The following is a 16,275-nucleotide window of genomic DNA, read 5'->3' on the forward strand; positions in this document are numbered from 1 at the left end:
ACGCCGTCTGACGGCCCGACGATCATTTCGTCCCATTTTTTGTCAACGGACGAGGCATGTGGCGCGTTTAACGAAAGAATCGGCGTACGGCTTACCGGCATGCGTCACCGTTTTTCGCCCCACCCTAGGCATTCATGGTGTTTTCTTCCAAGCTCTCCCGGCTTTCCTGGCTGACCGGCCGTGTTCGCACCCTTGCAACGCTGTCCGCTCTGGTCGCCGGTGTCCTGCCGTTTTCCACCGCCCATGCGAGCACTGTGATCGTGCTCGATTCCGGCGCCGCCCAGCTTTCGCTCATCGACCAGGCAACGCATAAGGTCGTTGGCACGATGCCGACGGGCAAAGAGCCGCATCACCTGATGATTACGCCCGACAAGCGCTCGCTGATCGTGGCGAATTCGGTGTCGAACAGTCTGATGCTCCTCGATCCGAACACCGGCAAGCTGCAACGCCAGATCGCCGACATTGAGGACCCCTACCAACTCGGCTTCTCGCCCGATCGCAAATGGTTCGTGACGGCGGCGCTGCGTCTGGACCGGGTCGACGTCTATCGTTACGATGGTGAAAACGTTGTGGTCGCCAAGCGTATTCCGCTGGCCAAAACACCCAGCCACATGACGTTCTCGTCCGACAGCAAGACAGTATTCGTCACGCTTCAGGATTCAGGCGAACTGGCGGCCATCGACCTCGCAACGCAAACGATCAAATGGCGCATGCCGGTCGGCAAAACCCCCGCAGGTCTGTGGATGACGCCGGGCGACAAGTACCTGCTGGTTGGCATGACCGGCGAAGACGACGTTGCCGTGGTCGACTGGCGCGCGCAGAAGGTCATCAAGCGTATCCAGACGGGCCGCGGCGCACACAATTTCCGTTCGCTCTCCGATGGCCGTCACATTGCGGTGAGCAACCGTGTCGAGAGCACGATCAGCATTCTGGATTACGAGTCGCTCACGAAGGTTGCCGACATCACTGGTCTGATGCCGGGGCCGGATGACATGGAATTGTCTGCCGACAAGCGCTATCTTTGGGTGACGTTCCGGTTTGCACGCCACGTTGGCGTGATCGACCTGACGACGCGTCAACTGGTCGACCGCATCGCCGTCAACCGGTCGCCGCACGGCATCTTCTTTGCCGACCGTGCCCCCGTACTCTCGCCGAATCCGGACTGACAAGGCAGCCAGATGATTCAGGAAGCCCTCAACTTCGTCGACAGCGGTATCTCCGCCGTACAAACGCTCATCTACGTGGATGTGGTGCAGCCGCTGCTGTTCCATTTCAATCTGATGGGTTATGACGACGACATCTATGACGCCCTGTACTGGGTGCTCATCGGTGTCGTGCAGATTAGCGTGACGTACGCGCTGCTGCGCCCGCTCGAGGCGCTGCGCCCAATCGAACGGTGGCAGGACCGCCGTCAGGTTCGCGCCGACGTGATCTACACCTGGATCGCCAAGCTTGGCATCCTGAATCTGCTGTTCTTCGTGGTATTGCAACCGGTCTTCAATACGTTGCAGAGTCAGATGGTGATTCACGGTCTGCCGAGCATCGATCTCGACGGGCTGTACCCGGGCGTGACGGATCAGCCGCTGGTGTCGTTCCTGATGTATTTGATCGTGCTCGACTTCGCCGGCTACTGGTATCACCGCTGGCAGCACCGCTTCGGCGTGTGGTGGGAATTGCACGCGGTGCATCACAGCCAGCAGCAGATGTCGCTGTGGTGCGATGACCGCAACCACTTCCTCGACAACATCATGCAGGCCGGGTTCTTCGCCGCAATTGCGCTCTTCATCGGCGTACAGCCCGCGCAGTATGTCGTGCTCGTGGCAGTGAGCAACTTCCTGCAAAGCGTGCAGCACGTCAACGCCCGCTTGCCGTTCGGCCCGGTGCTCGAACGCCTGATCGTGAGCCCGAACTTCCACCGTCGCCATCACGCGATCGGCTACGGACACGAAGGCACCCGTTACGGCTGCAACTTCGGTGTGCTGGTCCCATGGTGGGACATCCTGTTCCGCACTGCGTCGTGGGAACGTGCCGTGGAGCCGACCGGCATTCGCGACCAGCTCCCAGCGCCGCAAGGCAGTTCGCGCCGGTATGGCCAGGGCATCGTCGCACAACAGGTGCGCGCATTCGGGCGCATCGCCCGCCGTCTCGCGCCTCGACGTCCGGCGATTTGACCCCGGCCGAACCGTGCCGCTCGGCCCTATCCTGCACGCTCGGGCCACACAATGTAACAGGGGGGACGTCCGTCGCCCCCTCTACCCGCCTAGCCCCTTCCAGTCAGTACCTTCTCCTTCGGTTTTCCGTGTCGCGGCAAGCCTCTACGTGCGTCTGCTCCACGTCTACACGCCCAAAAACAGGCAGCACGCCATAGCTTCCCGCCCCGCCTATACAACGCACGTTTGGCTACGCACCATTGAACTCGCCCGAGTGGCGAGAATGATTCGAAGTCCTGGGGGCCGGTCTGCTGGTATTCTTCGGCGCTGAACTTGAAAAAAATCGGGGGTCGGCCGAGGCAGCATGGACGATGCCCCTTCGCCCTTCGCCCTGCGCATGGCAACGCACGGCGTCTGAATTCTGCGGATCATGGAGCAACTGCAATCTCACGCCGGCGACGCGCTCGCCGGCCCTCACTTCGCGTGGTACGTCTATGCGCTGCGCGCGCTTCTCGCCGTCGTCGTGCTGGGAGCGTGCGCCTGGGGGGCCATGGCCCTCGCCTACCGCTGCCCTGGCCCGGCGCTTGTCCGGTATCTCGTCATCGCCCTGTGGGCCGTACTCGGCGTCGCGGCGATCGTCGCCTTGCTGCGTGTGCATGCGGGCGTCCCGCTCAGGGGGTGGCCGCTTGGTTTTCTTATCGCGATGATCCTGCTGCTCGGCTGGTGGCAGTCGATCAAGCCGTCCAACGAACGCGACTGGGCGGCCGACGTCGCCCAACTACTCGACGCACAGCAGGACGGCTCGCGCATCACGCTGCACAACGTGCGCAATTTCGAATGGCGCACCGAGACCGACTTCACCCCCCGCTGGGAGGCGCGCGAATACGATCTCGACAAGCTCGTGAGTGCCGATCTCGTGTTGTCCTACTGGATGGGCCCCGCGATCGCCCACACGCTGGTGTCGTTCGGTTTTTCGGACGGCAAGCGCGTTGTGTTCTCCATCGAGATTCGCAAGAAGCGAGGCCAGAAGTTCTCGGCGGTTGGCGGCTTCTTCAAGGATTTCGAGGCCACACTGGTCGCCGCCGACGAGCGCGACATTCTGCGTGTGCGTAGCAACGTGCGCGGCGAAACGGTCTATCTGTATCGCCTGAATATCCCGGCCAAACAGTTGCGCGAGGTATTTCTCGGTTATCTGAAACGGGCGCGCGAGCTGCGCCGCGAACCGGCCTGGTACAACACGCTCACGAGCAATTGCACGACCATCGTGTTCGAACTGGCACGCATCATCTCGCCGGGGCTGCCCCTCGACTACCGCCTGCTGCTGTCCGGCTATTTCGCCGAATACGCCTACGATCAGGGCGGCCTCACGCCGGGCTTCACCTATGCGCAACTGTATGAACGTGGCAATTTCGTCGCCCGTGCGCTGGCCGCCGGCGACTCGCCCGACTTCTCGACATTGATCCGCCAAGGCGTGCCCGGCGACGATCCGAAGGTGACGCCATGACCCGCCCGGCAATGTGTGTGTTTGCGCAAGGCTCGTGGCAACGCCGAATCCGGCAAGCGGTAATGCTCGCCGCCGCCGCATGCCTGACGGGCCTGTCGGGCTGTGCGATGGTCGAAGTCCGTTCGCTTGGCCCGGAACAGTACATCGCCATGAAGCGCGGCGATATTCTGTCCACGGGCAAGCTCAGCACATCGACCGACGATGTGATTCGTGTCGCGGGCCTCGATGAAACGATCTGCGCCAAACCGTCGCTCGACTGTATCGACGCGCTGGGCCATGCCAAGGAAATCGACGTCGACCGGCGTCTGGCAGCCATGGCCGAGATGTCGATGCAACTCGCCATTGCGCAAACGCCCACCGGCGAAAAACAGTGGAACGACGCCCAGTTCGATCTCTGGCTGCGCACGGCCCGCTACGCGTATGCCTACCTCTTTTATGGGGACCAGCCGTCGAGCGAGCGAGCCTTCGAGGACCGTCAGACGCAGGTACGCGACTACTACAACTACGCGGTACAGACGTTCTCCGTCGCCCTCTTCCGCCGCGTGCAGCAAACGGGCAGGGATCAAGTCGCCGGATGGACACTGCCGGTCGACGTCAGCAGCGTGCGCTTCGCCAACGAGCGAATCCGGCCTCGCGAGGTCTTGCCTGCATCCACCCTTTCGTTCGCGGGCCTGCGTAGCCCGTATCGGCGTGACGGCTTCGGTGCAGAACTGGTCGCGGTGCTCGACGACAAATCGGCCGCGGACGCCCTGTCTTCCGTCGGCCGCACCCCGGCACCGCGTGGCGACGCGTCGACCGGCCACGATAACGACAACGTCTATTCGCCTTCCGACGAGCAAAGCAGCGGCGCCCGCAACCAGCGCGAAAGCCGCGCATCGCATAACTTTCGCCGTGCCATCGATCCCAATGCGGGGCCGGTGTTCAGTGAAATGCCCTCGCCGTCGCTCACGCTGCTGCTGCGCTTCGACGGCACCTCGCTCGACGAAGTCCTGACCACGCATATCGCCACGCTCGTCGTCTATGACCCATACCGGCAGTCGTCTGTCGAGTTGAACGCTCAGACGGTGCCACTCGCGGGCAACTTCACCGCTGGGTATGGGCTGTGGCTGGCGCGCTCCGGATTTGCAAAGCAATCGTTACTCACGTTGTTCGGCCGCGAGCGGGGGATTGTGCGTCCGCATATCTACCTGATGCAGCCGTTCGATCCGGGACGCCGTGTCATTCTGATGCTGCACGGGCTTGCAAGCAGTCCGGAGGCCTGGGTGAATCTGGCTAACGAGATTCAGGGTGATGCCACGCTGCGCGAGCACTTTCAGATCTGGCAGGTGTACTACCCGACGAACTCGCCGATTCTCGTGAATGCGATGGCAATCCGTAACGCCTTCCAAGCCACGCTGAAGCACTTCGACCCGGACGGCCAGTCTGCCGCGTCGCACGATGCCGTGGTCATTGGTCACAGCATGGGCGGCGTGATCGCCCGGTTGATGGTGTCGAGCGCCGACGACGAGCTGTGGTCGACCTTCCAGAGCGATTACCACCTCGACGAAGATCAGATCGAACGCGCCCGAAACCGGCTCGATCCGCTGTTCCAGTTCAAACCCGTGCCGCAATTCGAGCGCGCCATTTTCATCGCCGCGCCGCATCGTGGCACGCCCTTCGCGCGCAACCGGCTGGGCCGCTGGATTTCCAACCTCATCAAGCTGCCTGTCACGCTGCTCTCGGGCCTCGACGACGTGCTGCACTTCGCGACCGGTTCCGAGGACAGCCCGTCCGAGGGCAAAACACGTTATGTGCCGAATAGCGTCGATCAGTTGCGGGATAACGATCCGTATGTGGTCGCGGCTGCCGGGCTGAAGATATCGCCGTCAGTGCAATATCACTCGATCATTGCGCGACGTAACCCCAAAGGGCCGCTGGACGAATCGAGCGACGGCGTGGTGCCCTATACGAGCGCCCATCTGGCCGGCGCGCAATCGGAACGCGTGATCGTCTCGGGCCATAGCGTGCAGGAAACGCCGCAAGCGATTCTCGAGATCCGGCGCATCCTGCATGAGGACATCGACGAACTTTATCCGATCAAACTGCCTGGCCGTGCGGGACCGTTTCAGGCCATTGCCCCGTCACCCCTGGCTATTCCGGCCAAACCGGGGACACCGCAAAAGCCCACGGCCGGGCGCTCGACACCGCGCTGACTGCTCTCTCCTCGCTCAGTGCTCAGCCGAAAAAAGCAACCGACGAACGAGCATTGCGAGACTGAGCGTTAACGCGCAAGCTGCTGCGGACGATTGACTACCGTACCGTGCCCCGTGACCGCGACGGCTCCATTAATGATAGATTTCAAGACTTCGAAATATCTCCGATGTAGCTCCCATGATGCTGACCGGCCCCGAATTCGCGCTCGTGCTGGAAAGTGCCGAGGCCCGGCATTTGGCACGGCAAGTGGCAACTTACCGAAGCCTCACGAACCATGAAGATGTTCGTTCGTTCGAGATTTGCGGGGGTATTGCCGCGTTCACTGAGAACGTCTTTGGAAGAAAGCTCAATCACGTCACAGGGCTCGGAATGGGTGCCGCCGTGAGCGCAGAGGCCATTGAACAGCTTGAGGCGGCTTACACCGCGCGAGCACTGGACGTCGAGATCGATCTTTGCCCGCACGCAGATGCCACCGCCCTCGCCGTTTTGTCGGAGCGGGGATATGCAGTCAATGCGTTCAGCAACACCTACGCGCGGACGCTCCTGGATGAAGACCTGGAAACACCTCCCCCTGATGGCATTGAAATCGTGACCGATCGATGCACCGTCGAAGACCTGTTCGTATCACATTCCATGGCAGGGTTCGAAGTGCAGGCAGTACGTCGAGCACCAGTTCTGCTCGAAGCGCTGGCGAAAATCGCCGTTGCGCGAGCCGACACGATGCTCTTCGCAGCAAAGCTGGGTGGGCGTGTCGCGGGTACGGCGGGCATGAGCCTCATTGAAAGTCCTGCGGGGAAAATCGCGCACCTCTACATTGCCAGCACGCACCCATCCTCTCGCGGTCGGGGTGTTCAGCTCGCACTGATCCGCTCGAGATTGGCTGCGGCACAAAAGGCGGGCTGCACCATCGCGAGCATCACCGCTCGGCCTCGGAACGTTAGCGGCCGTAACACCGAGCGGGCCGGGTTTAGCCTTGCATATACAAAGGCAACGTTTGTCAAACGGTGCCCCCCGCCGTCCGCGATACGTAACGCCGATGCAAGATGATTCGTTACGCTGGGCATGACGTTCAACGACGACCGCCGGTTCAGGACACGGCGTTGATCTGAATGTGATAGACGCCCCACGGGCAAAGGGTGAACTGCTCCTTGAGCGCCTTGCCCGCGAGCGCCGGAATCTGCCCCGGATCATAGACCGCCCACAGTGGCCCAAGGCCGCCGAGCGGGAGCGGCTTGTCGTCAAGGTGCGTCGCAAGCAAGAACCGGTACTCTCGAACCTGCCCGAGTGTCGTGGCGACGACATACCCATCGATGGCGCGCAACAGCACCTGCGTCAGCGGATTGCCGGGCGCTCCCGCCTGTGTGAGCACATCGATCAGACGCGGTCCGCGCAGCGTGTGCGGCCGTGCATCGTATTCCAGCGTGGGACGAATCGTCTGTGCAGGCATGCGCGTCAGCATGCCGTAATCGAACGCATACGCGGCGTCGAACTGCACCAATTGCTTATGGAAAAGCTGATCGAGCGCCGGATCGACGGGACCGCGATTGTGCTGCTGGATAGCACCACTGATCGTGACGAGCGGCGTGGTGGCGAGCGATCCCGCAGCGCTTGCTGTCTTGGCGAGCACCGGCACCGACGCGCCGAGTGCAGCCGCACCGGCAAGGAATTCTCTTTTCTTCATGGATATTGACGAGAGTGATTGGGCTGGCGGACACATGCACCGCAGCGTCGCACGAGCGTATCACGAAGGTCGCGTGGTCCATTACCTGTCCGCCGGCTACGCATTTGCATGAATTAAATTAACGTCAATCACAAATAAGACCATTTTCATTCATGAATCGAAGTCTCTATGATCGTTGTCACGGTTTCATTCATCTGGCGGCGAGCGTCATTAGAGAACATGGCAAAGACACATAACCTGGGATTCCCGCGCGTCGGCGCGAAGCGTGAGTTGAAGTTCGGTCAGGAAGCGTACTGGAAGGGACAAACGTCGCGTGACGTGTTGAAGGCGCTCGGCGCCTCGCTGCGTCTGCGTCACTGGCAGGATCAGGCAGCACTGGATCTGGTCCCGGCCGGCGATTTCGCCTACTACGATCAAGTCCTCGACATGAGCTTCACGCTGGGCAACCTGCCCGAGCGCGTGCAGGGTTTCCATGGCGACGTGCTGGACAACTACTTCCGCGTGGCCCGTGGCCGTTCGGCGCAAGACACTGAAGCGCACGCCGACTGCTGCGGCGGTGTGGCCGCCGGTGAGATGACCAAGTGGTTCGATACCAACTACCACTACATCGTCCCGGAGTTCTCGGCGGCAACGACCTTTTCGCTCGACGCTTCGCGTCTGGTCGAGCAACTCGCCGAAGCCCGCGCTGCCGGCGTGAAAGCCAAACCGGTCATCATCGGCCCACTCACATATCTGTGGCTCGGCAAGGCCAAGGACGACAGCGACAAGCTCGCCCTCCTGCCGCGTCTGCTGCCGGTCTACGTGAAGCTGCTTGAAACCCTCGCCGCACAGGGCGTGGAATGGGTACAGCTCGACGAGCCGATCCTCGTCACCGAACTCAGCGCTGAATGGCAAGAAGCCTTCGAGACGGCCTACGCCGCCCTCGCCACCGTGCCGGTCAAGCGTCTGCTCGCCACGTACTTCGGCGAACTGCAAGACAACCTGCCGCTGGCCTGCCGTCTGCCGGTCGACGGTCTGCATCTGGATGCCGTGAACGCCCAGGGCGAAGTCGCGAAGGCCATCGCCGCGCTGCCGGCCGGCCGCGTTCTGTCGCTGGGCGTGGTCAACGGCCGCAACATCTGGAAGGCGGATCTGGCCGCTGTGCTCGACTGGCTCGAACCGATCGCCAGGACGCTGGGCGATCGCCTGTGGATCGCGCCGTCGTGCTCGCTGCTGCACGTACCGGTCGATCTGGACAGCGAGCAAAAGCTCGACGCCGAAATCAAGTCTTGGCTGGCCTTCGCCAAGCAAAAGCTGGCAGAGGTGAACGTGGTGGCCCGTGCCATCAACGAAGGACGTGAGGCGGTCGGCACCGAGTTGGCGGCCAACGCCGCCGCCATCGCCAGCCGCCGTGCGTCGCCGCGCGTGCACAACCCGGCCATCAAGGCTGCGGTGGCGAAAATCGAAGCCTCGCTGGGCCGCCGCCAGGCCCCGTACGCCGCGCGCGCCGAGAAGCAAGCCGCTGCGCTGAACCTGCCGCTCTACCCGACCACGACCATCGGCTCGTTCCCGCAAACCTCCGAAATCCGCACCGCCCGCAGCCAGTTCAAGGCCGGCGAGCTGGATCAGGCCGGTTACGTCGCCGCCATGCAGGCCGAAATCGCTCGCAGCGTGCGCGAACAGGAAGCGTTGGGGCTGGACGTGCTCGTGCACGGCGAAGCCGAGCGCAACGACATGGTCGAATACTTCGGCGAGCAGTTCGAAGGCTACGCCTTCAGCCAGTTCGGCTGGGTGCAGTCGTATGGTTCGCGTTGCGTGAAGCCGCCGATCATGTTCGGCGACATCAGCCGCCCGAAGGCCATGACCGTCGAGTGGATCAAGTACGCGCAGTCGCTGACTCACAAACCGATGAAAGGCATGCTGACCGGCCCGGTCACGATCCTGAACTGGTCGTTCGTGCGCGACGATCAACCCCGCTCGGTGTCGTGCTTCCAACTGGCGTTGGCGATTCGCGAAGAAGTGCTGGATCTGGAACGTGCCGGTGTGCGTGTCATTCAGATCGACGAAGCGGCCTTGCGCGAAGGGCTGCCGCTGCGCCGCGCCCAATGGCAGACGTATCTGGACTGGGCTGTCGAGTCGTTTCGTATCACCGCGAACGGTGTGCAGGACGACACGCAGATCCACACGCACATGTGCTATTCGGAGTTCAACGACATCATCGCGGCCATCGCCGACATGGATGCCGACGTGATCACCATCGAGACCTCGCGCTCGGATATGGAACTGCTCGATGCGTTCGACTCGTTCCAGTACCCGAACGAGATCGGACCGGGTGTGTATGACATTCACTCGCCGAACATTCCGACGCAAGCGCACATCGTGTCGCTCATGCAGAAGGCCGCCGAACGCATTCCGGCCAAGCGTCTGTGGGTCAACCCGGACTGCGGCCTGAAGACGCGTCAGTGGGCCGAAGTCATCCCGGCGCTGCAGAATATGGTCGCCGCCGCGAAAACGCTGCGCGCCCAATAAGTCTGCGCCCGGTGCGCGGTTCCGACAGGTCCGCCGCCACGTAATCGTGCAAGTCGATGGGCCGGCAATTGCCGGCCCATTTGCATTGCGTCGCCTCATTGGCGCCACATCCCACGCTCAGGCACCGCCACTGGTGTCAGCCAGCGCCCAAATGGCATCAGGCAGCCCTTTTCAGCGTCACATGAAAAAACACTGCTAAGTCATTGATTCACATTTGCTTTTCATGGCATAGTCGCGCGGACACACATCGTCGCAAACTAAGTTTCTCCTAAGTTTCGCGCGCTATCGTGCGCCCGTGCCATCCTCTGTGACTGGCAGGGTATTGGGCTGGCGCCTTTGCGGCCACGCCGGAGAACGTTTGGAAAACCATGCGGATATTGCTCGTAGAAGACGACACCATGATTGGCGAGGCCATGATGCAGGCGCTCAAGGACGCCTCGTATGCAGCCGACTGGTGCCGTGACGGCGACGCCGCACTGGCGGCACTCGCCGCTCACGCCTACGATCTCATGCTGCTCGACCTCGGCCTGCCGGGACGTGACGGCTGGGAGGTGCTGCGTGCCCACCGCGGTGCTGGCGGGCGCACGCCGATCATCGTCGTGACGGCCCGCGACGGGGCCGAAGACATTATTCAGGGTCTCGATCTCGGGGCCGACGACTTCGTCGTCAAGCCTTTTGAAGTCGGTGAACTGCTTGCACGCATGCGCGCGGTGATCCGCAGACAGGCGGGCGTGGCGGTACCGGTGCTGACCAATGGCGCGCTCTCGCTCGACCCCGCCACCCATCAGGCGACCTACGGTGAGAACAGTTGCGTGCTCTCGGCGCGCGAATACGCCCTGCTGCACGCGCTGATGCTGCGTCCCGGCACGATCCTCTCGCGCGATGCGCTGGAACATCGTCTGTACGGCTGGGGCGAAGAGATCGAGAGCAATATGATCGATTTCCTGATCCACTCGATTCGCAAGAAGCTCGGCGCGGACGTCATCCGCAATATCCGTGGCGCAGGCTGGCTGGTGCCCAAGGCATGATGCGCTCCCTGCAGTCCCGGCTGGTGGTCACGCTCTCGGCCTGCGCGCTGGGATTGGCCATCGTCGCGGGCTTCGTTTCCTATTGGGCGGCCTTTCGCGAGGCCTACCGCTTTCAGGACGACCAACTGCTACAACTCGCGGCACTCGTGGATACGCGCAATCTGGCCGCCGCCGACAGCGCTATGCACGGCCTGCCGATTCAGGATCACGACTACCGCCTCACGGTTCAGCGCCTGGGTGGCACCTTTCCGGTCACACTGGCCGACGGCTTTCACACACTCAGCACCGGCGAGCACACATGGCGCGCGTTCGTGCGCACCATCGCTCCGGAACTTCGCATCGTCGTTGCCCAGCCGACGGAAGGCCGCAACGAGATCGCCCGTAACAGCGGCCTGCGCACCGCACTGCCCTTCGTCGGCTTCGTGCCGCTGTTGATCGGCGCCATCGTCGTGACAGTGCGTCGGGCGTGGCGGCCGGTGCAGCGGCTTGCCGACGAGATCGACACCCGGCGCGATACCGATTTGCATGCCCTAGATACCCAAGGAGCGCCCACGGAAATCGAACCGTTCATCATATCGATCAACCGCTTGCTGGCCCGGCTGGCCAAGGCGCTCGACGAGCAGCGCCGGTTCGTCGCCGATGCCGCCCACGAATTGCGCTCGCCCGTGACAGCATTGGTGATTCAGTCCGAGAACCTCGATCGGGCGCTCGCTCCGGCAGACCTGGATACCGAAACACGGAATCGCTTTACCAAGCTCAAGAGCGGCTTGCAACGCACGCGCACGCTGATCGAGCAATTGCTGACCCTCGCCAGAGCGCAGAGCGCGCCGACAGTGGCAGCGACGCCGCTCGCACTGCTGCCCGCGGTGCATGAAGCCCTCGAAGATGTGTTCGTACTGGCCGATCGCAAACAGATCGTGCTCGATCTGGTCGATGCGTCCTCGAGCGTGCCCGGTCGCTCCGGCTTGCGCGTGACAGGGTCGAAACGCGATATCGTCACGCTGTTGAGTAACCTTGTCGGCAACGCCGTGCGTTATACGCCTGCGGGCGGCGCCGTGTCGGTACGCGTGTCGGCCACCGGCACCGATGTGGCTATCGATGTGATCGACTCAGGCCCGGGGATCGACGCCGACAAGCGCGAGCGAGTCTTCGACGCGTTTTACCGGGCGAGCGAGCAACGCGAATCCCGGGAGCATGGCGGCGAAGGCACCGGACTAGGACTGGCCATCGTCCGGGCAATCGTCGACCGTCTCGGCGGCCAGGTGACCCTGAAGGATGCTAGCCTGACACCACCACGCGGCCTTCACGTCCGCGTCACGCTGCCCAACCCCGACGCCAAACCTGGCACAAGCGTCTGATCGTCATTCGCCAGATTCAGCACTCTTACTCTTACCCTATTCATCAAGACCGGAAGCCTCGCATTCATGTCCACACGCCCTCAACGTGACGCCGAGTTGGAACCCTGGCCGATCTCTCCCGCCGCCCTGCTGTGGCTGCTTGCCGCGTTCGCCCTGGTTTGGTTTGGCGTATTGAACCTGCGCCATCTGATCCCAAGCGACGAAGGCCGCTACGCCGAGATGGCGCGCGAAATGCTGGCCACCGGCGACTGGGTCACGCCGCGCTATAACGGCTATTTGTACTTCGAGAAACCCCCGCTCCAGACGTGGATGAACGCGTTGACGTTCATGATCTTCGGTCTCGGCGACTGGCAGGCACGCCTGTGGACAGCGCTGACTGGTTTCGGCGGCGTGCTGCTCATCGGCTACACCGGGCGGCGCGTGTTCGGCGCGCGCGTGGGCTTCTTCGCCGCGTTGACGCTGGCAAGCGCCCCGCTGTGGAGCTTGCTCGGTCATTTCAACGTGCTCGACATGGGCCTGTCGTTCATGATGACGCTCGTGCTGTGCTCGCTGCTGCTCGCGCAGCGCCCCGGCCTGACCGACACGCAAACCCGCAACTGGATGTGGCTGTGCTGGGCAGCAATGGGCCTGTCGATTCTGAGCAAAGGGCTGATCGGCGTGGTGTTGCCCGGTGCGGTGCTCGTGATCTACACGCTGATCTCGCGCGACTGGGCGTTGTGGAAGCGCCTGCACATCGTGAGCGGGCTGATCGTGCTGCTCGCCGTGACGGTGCCATGGTTCGCTGCCGTGATGGCACGTAACCCGTCGTTCTTCGACTTCTTCTTCATCAACGAACACTTCAACCGCTTCCTGAAGCCGGATCACCATCGCCCCGGCGCACTCTGGTATTTCGTGCCCGTGTTGATTGTCGGTTTCCTGCCGTGGCTGTCGATGATCCCGCGCGCCTTTTCTGCCGTGCGTGCCGTTCCCCGTCAGGCCAACGGCTTCCGGCCGGTGCTGATGACCACGGTCTGGGCCGTCTTCATCTTCTGCTTCTTCTCCCTGTCGCACTCGAAGCTCATTTCGTACGTGCTGCCGATCGTGCCTGCCATCGCGCTGCTCATCGGGCTGGGCATCGCGGGCATCTCGCGCGAGTCGCTGCGCAAGCATCTGATCGTGTCCGCCGTATTGTTCGCCGCGACGATCGTTACCTGTCTGGTCTTCCTGTCGCATCACTCGGATAGCCGTAATCCGGTAGAAGCCTACCGCGCATTCTCGTACTACCTGTACGCGGCGAGCTTCGTCGGGCTGATCGGCATCGGTATCACCCGCTGGCTGAGCAAGCGCAGTACGAAGCAGGCGCTCGTCGCGTTTGCGGGCACGTGGCTGGCCTTCACGATGATCGGCGGCACGGGACACGAAGCCTTCGGACGCGCGAGTTCAGGGATCGATCTGGTGCCGGCGGTACGTGCGGAAATGGATCGCCTCGGACCGGACACGCCGTTCTACTCGGTCGGCACGCTCGATCACACGATGCCCTACTATCTGCGTCAGCCCATGACGATGGTGGCGGTGCAGGACGAACTGGAGTTCGGCATCTCGCAAGCGCCCGATAGCTGGATCCCGACGCTAGATAAGTTCGCCGAAGTCTGGGTTGCCGCACCCAAGGCGCTCGCGCTGGTCGATCCGGAAAAGTTCACGGTGCTCGAAACGCTCGGCCTGCCGATGAAGGTCGTCGCCCGCGACAACCGTCGCGTCATCATCGAGAAGCCGACGGCCGAACCGTCTCCCGCTGCCAACTGACGCGGCAGCACTCATGAAAAAACGGCTGGGGGCAATGTCTTGCCCTCAGCCGTTTTTCTTTTCCCGTCAGGGACTTGAGCGACTTACTTCGACTTCTTCTTGCCGTCTGCCGGCTTGGCCGGGCCGACCGAAACACCCGCTTCGGCAGTCAGCATCAGGAAGGTGAAGGTCTCTTCAAGGTAGAGACGAACCGTGCTCGCCGTGTGGTCGAGGTAGCCGATCGAGACGTCCTGACCGATGTGCATCTCGTAGTCGCCGCCGCGTGTGGAGAGGATGCAGCCACCGTCGATGGCGGGCGCCCAGATGATCTCGCCGCTCACGATGTGCCCGATGTGCTCGAGAATCGGATAGCCCTGGTCGTTCGCCTCGGTTACCGCCGTGTAGGCGTCGGCGCCCAGCAGCACGCTGTACGGACCGTCGACCCCCTCAAGACGCAATTGCTCCAGCGCCTTGGCAATGACGGTCGGGTAGTCGGCGATGTTGGCGGGCAGCGGCAGCACCGGATTCGAGGTGCCTTCGCGCACGCCCGTGATGTGCGCCGCCTTGTAGCCATCGAAAATCGCGCGATCTTCTGCGTAGGCCAGCTTGATGGCGGCATCCTTGGCGGGTTGCCAGTCGGAGTCGTTGGCGCCGCGCTCGACATCGTCGATCGCCTCACGCGACAGCTCGAACGGCACGCGCAGCGCCACGAGCGGCATCACTTCACGCTGGCGAGCCCCCACGCCGTCGAACGGCGCGTCGATTGCCTTCTGATGACCGGTGCCAACACCGGCGAGCGCCAGACCGCCCGGCCCCTTGACGTCGACCACACGCCGGCCGGCGACCGTACGCTTGAACGTGCGGGCCACCTCTTCTTCGATTTGCGCCCAGGCGGCGCTCGAAATGGGGGCCAGTTCGCGATGCAGGTTATTCATGCCTGAGAAACTCCTTTAAGCGATCCGATTTGCAGCGAGCCCTCTGCGGGGGCCACGCTGGGTGAGGTGAGAGACGATACCGTGGCATCGACAACCGGCGTGGCCGTCGACGTCGCATCGATCAGAGTCTTGATCGCCGCCGACCCGGCGGCGGCCACCGGCGCCTCGCGCTCCGCGAGCGCTTCGAGCAGCGGTGCCGACGGCACGAAGAACAGTCCGCCGGTCACGGCGTTGCTGAAGTCGAGCAAACGATCGTAGTTACCGGGCGGCCGACCCACGAACATGTTCTCGAGCATTTGCTCGATCGGTGCCGGGGAGCGGGCATAGCCGATGAAGTAGGTGCCGAACTCGGCCGAACCGGGGCGGCCGAACGGCATGTTGTCACGCAGAATCTTGATTTCCTTGCCGTCTTCCTCGAGCGTGGTCAGCGCGCTGTGTGACCAACTGGGCTTCACGCCCTCGTCGAGTTCGACGTCTGAGAGCTTGGTGCGACCGATGATGCGCTCCTGCGCCTCGACCGGCAGCGCGTTCCAGCCTGTCATGTCATGCAGATACTTCTGCACGAGCACGTAGCTGCCGCCTGCGAATTCGGGGTCTTCGTCGCCCATCACGGTGAACTCGAGCGCCTCGTCGCCCTCCGGGTTCTCAGTGCCGTCGACGAAGCCCACCATGCTGCGCATGTCGAAATAGCGGAAGCCATGGACCTCGTCGACGACGCTTACGGCGTCGCCCAGCTTACCCAGCATGAGCGTCGCGAGATCGAAGCACAGGTCCATCTGCTCGGCGCGGATGTGCAACAGCAGATCGCCGGGCGTGGCCGGGGCATGTCGCTTGCCAGAGCCGAACTCACGGAACGGATGCAGTTCGGCCGGACGCGGGTCGCCGAACAGGCGATCCCAGGCGTTGTCGCTGATGCCAACCACACACGACAAATTGCCGGATGGCACGCGCTTGCCGACCGAGCGGACATAGGCGGCAGCGTCGGCACACCAGGCGCGCACGCGCGCGTGAGCTGCTTCGTCATCCCGCACGGTAGCAACGAGAAAAATGGCGCTTCGGGTAACGATGCCCGAGACGGGCTGAGGTTCTGGAGGAGACGTCGGACGTTCGGTCATTGCTTTCCTGCGTAGGACTGGAGTTCTCGACGCCAATGACCT

Annotated in this window: 12 protein-coding genes; 9 read left to right on the forward strand and 3 right to left on the reverse strand. The window is 62.8% G+C overall.

Annotation, left to right across the window (positions count from 1 at the left end; translation table 11 throughout):
- Positions 1-134 precede the first annotated feature (134 nt).
- The 5 genes from PHO31112_RS18735 (at position 135) to PHO31112_RS18755 (ending at position 6,894) form a co-directional block, all read left to right on the forward strand.
- Positions 135-1,166, forward strand: coding sequence for a YVTN family beta-propeller repeat protein (locus tag PHO31112_RS18735; protein WP_150621874.1), 1,032 nt, complete (start codon positions 135-137; stop codon positions 1,164-1,166).
- A gap of 12 nt (positions 1,167-1,178) precedes the next feature.
- Positions 1,179-2,171, forward strand: coding sequence for a sterol desaturase family protein (locus PHO31112_RS18740; protein WP_150621876.1), 993 nt, complete (start codon positions 1,179-1,181; stop codon positions 2,169-2,171).
- Positions 2,172-2,580: 409 nt separating this feature from the next.
- On the forward strand, positions 2,581-3,654 hold the full coding sequence (locus PHO31112_RS18745) for an Lnb N-terminal periplasmic domain-containing protein (RefSeq protein WP_150621878.1): 1,074 nt from the start codon (positions 2,581-2,583) through the stop codon (positions 3,652-3,654).
- Positions 3,651-5,846, forward strand: a complete 2,196-nt coding sequence (locus tag PHO31112_RS18750; RefSeq protein ID WP_246178371.1) for a lipase family alpha/beta hydrolase — start codon at positions 3,651-3,653, stop codon at positions 5,844-5,846. Before PHO31112_RS18745 ends, PHO31112_RS18750 begins: the two co-directional genes overlap by 4 nt.
- A gap of 178 nt (positions 5,847-6,024) precedes the next feature.
- The gene (locus tag PHO31112_RS18755) at positions 6,025-6,894 is read left to right on the forward strand and encodes a GNAT family N-acetyltransferase (RefSeq protein ID WP_150621880.1); all 870 of its coding nucleotides are present in this window, start codon (positions 6,025-6,027) and stop codon (positions 6,892-6,894) included.
- A gap of 40 nt (positions 6,895-6,934) precedes the next feature.
- On the opposite strand, the gene PHO31112_RS18760 is transcribed toward PHO31112_RS18755, so the two are convergent.
- Positions 6,935-7,528, reverse strand: a complete 594-nt coding sequence (locus PHO31112_RS18760) for a molybdopterin-dependent oxidoreductase (RefSeq protein ID WP_150621882.1) — start codon at positions 7,526-7,528, stop codon at positions 6,935-6,937.
- A 219-nt stretch (positions 7,529-7,747) separates the two neighbouring features.
- On the opposite strand from PHO31112_RS18760, the gene metE reads away from it, so the two are divergent.
- The 4 genes from metE (at position 7,748) to PHO31112_RS18780 (ending at position 14,204) form a co-directional block, all read left to right on the forward strand.
- Positions 7,748-10,036, forward strand: coding sequence for a 5-methyltetrahydropteroyltriglutamate--homocysteine S-methyltransferase (metE, locus tag PHO31112_RS18765; protein WP_150621886.1), 2,289 nt, complete (start codon positions 7,748-7,750; stop codon positions 10,034-10,036).
- Positions 10,037-10,404: 368 nt separating this feature from the next.
- The gene (locus PHO31112_RS18770; RefSeq protein WP_010807889.1) at positions 10,405-11,064 is read left to right on the forward strand and encodes a response regulator transcription factor; all 660 of its coding nucleotides are present in this window, start codon (positions 10,405-10,407) and stop codon (positions 11,062-11,064) included.
- Positions 11,061-12,422, forward strand: a complete 1,362-nt coding sequence (locus PHO31112_RS18775) for a sensor histidine kinase (protein ID WP_150621889.1) — start codon at positions 11,061-11,063, stop codon at positions 12,420-12,422. Before PHO31112_RS18770 ends, PHO31112_RS18775 begins: the two co-directional genes overlap by 4 nt.
- Before the next feature lie 66 nt (positions 12,423-12,488).
- Positions 12,489-14,204, forward strand: a complete 1,716-nt coding sequence (locus tag PHO31112_RS18780; protein ID WP_150621891.1) for a glycosyltransferase family 39 protein — start codon at positions 12,489-12,491, stop codon at positions 14,202-14,204.
- An 83-nt stretch (positions 14,205-14,287) separates the two neighbouring features.
- On the opposite strand, the gene PHO31112_RS18785 is transcribed toward PHO31112_RS18780, so the two are convergent.
- Entirely contained in the window at positions 14,288-15,118 is an 831-nt protein-coding gene (locus PHO31112_RS18785; protein WP_150621893.1) for a family 1 encapsulin nanocompartment shell protein, read from the reverse strand.
- A complete protein-coding gene (locus tag PHO31112_RS18790; RefSeq protein ID WP_150621896.1) occupies positions 15,115-16,233 on the reverse strand; it encodes a Dyp-type peroxidase in 1,119 nt (372 codons plus the stop codon). Before PHO31112_RS18790 ends, PHO31112_RS18785 begins: the two co-directional genes overlap by 4 nt.
- Positions 16,234-16,275: the final 42 nt, after the last annotated feature.

The organism is Pandoraea horticolens (assembly GCF_902459555.1).
Classification (GTDB): Bacteria; Pseudomonadota; Gammaproteobacteria; order Burkholderiales; family Burkholderiaceae; genus Pandoraea; species Pandoraea horticolens.

What these genes read in the sequence shown, in the direction of transcription:
- PHO31112_RS18735 (WP_150621874.1), top strand. Translation starts at nt 135, where the DNA reads ATGGTGTTTTCTTCCAAGCTCTCCCGGCTTTCCTGGCTGACCGGCCGT.
- PHO31112_RS18740 (WP_150621876.1), top strand. Translation starts at nt 1,179, where the DNA reads ATGATTCAGGAAGCCCTCAACTTCGTCGACAGCGGTATCTCCGCCGTA.
- PHO31112_RS18745 (WP_150621878.1), top strand. Translation starts at nt 2,581, where the DNA reads ATGGAGCAACTGCAATCTCACGCCGGCGACGCGCTCGCCGGCCCTCAC.
- PHO31112_RS18750 (WP_246178371.1), top strand. Translation starts at nt 3,651, where the DNA reads ATGACCCGCCCGGCAATGTGTGTGTTTGCGCAAGGCTCGTGGCAACGC.
- PHO31112_RS18755 (WP_150621880.1), top strand. Translation starts at nt 6,025, where the DNA reads ATGATGCTGACCGGCCCCGAATTCGCGCTCGTGCTGGAAAGTGCCGAG.
- PHO31112_RS18760 (WP_150621882.1), bottom strand. Translation starts at nt 7,528, where the DNA reads ATGAAGAAAAGAGAATTCCTTGCCGGTGCGGCTGCACTCGGCGCGTCG.
- metE (WP_150621886.1), top strand. Translation starts at nt 7,748, where the DNA reads ATGGCAAAGACACATAACCTGGGATTCCCGCGCGTCGGCGCGAAGCGT.
- PHO31112_RS18770 (WP_010807889.1), top strand. Translation starts at nt 10,405, where the DNA reads ATGCGGATATTGCTCGTAGAAGACGACACCATGATTGGCGAGGCCATG.
- PHO31112_RS18775 (WP_150621889.1), top strand. Translation starts at nt 11,061, where the DNA reads ATGATGCGCTCCCTGCAGTCCCGGCTGGTGGTCACGCTCTCGGCCTGC.
- PHO31112_RS18780 (WP_150621891.1), top strand. Translation starts at nt 12,489, where the DNA reads ATGTCCACACGCCCTCAACGTGACGCCGAGTTGGAACCCTGGCCGATC.
- PHO31112_RS18785 (WP_150621893.1), bottom strand. Translation starts at nt 15,118, where the DNA reads ATGAATAACCTGCATCGCGAACTGGCCCCCATTTCGAGCGCCGCCTGG.
- PHO31112_RS18790 (WP_150621896.1), bottom strand. Translation starts at nt 16,233, where the DNA reads ATGACCGAACGTCCGACGTCTCCTCCAGAACCTCAGCCCGTCTCGGGC.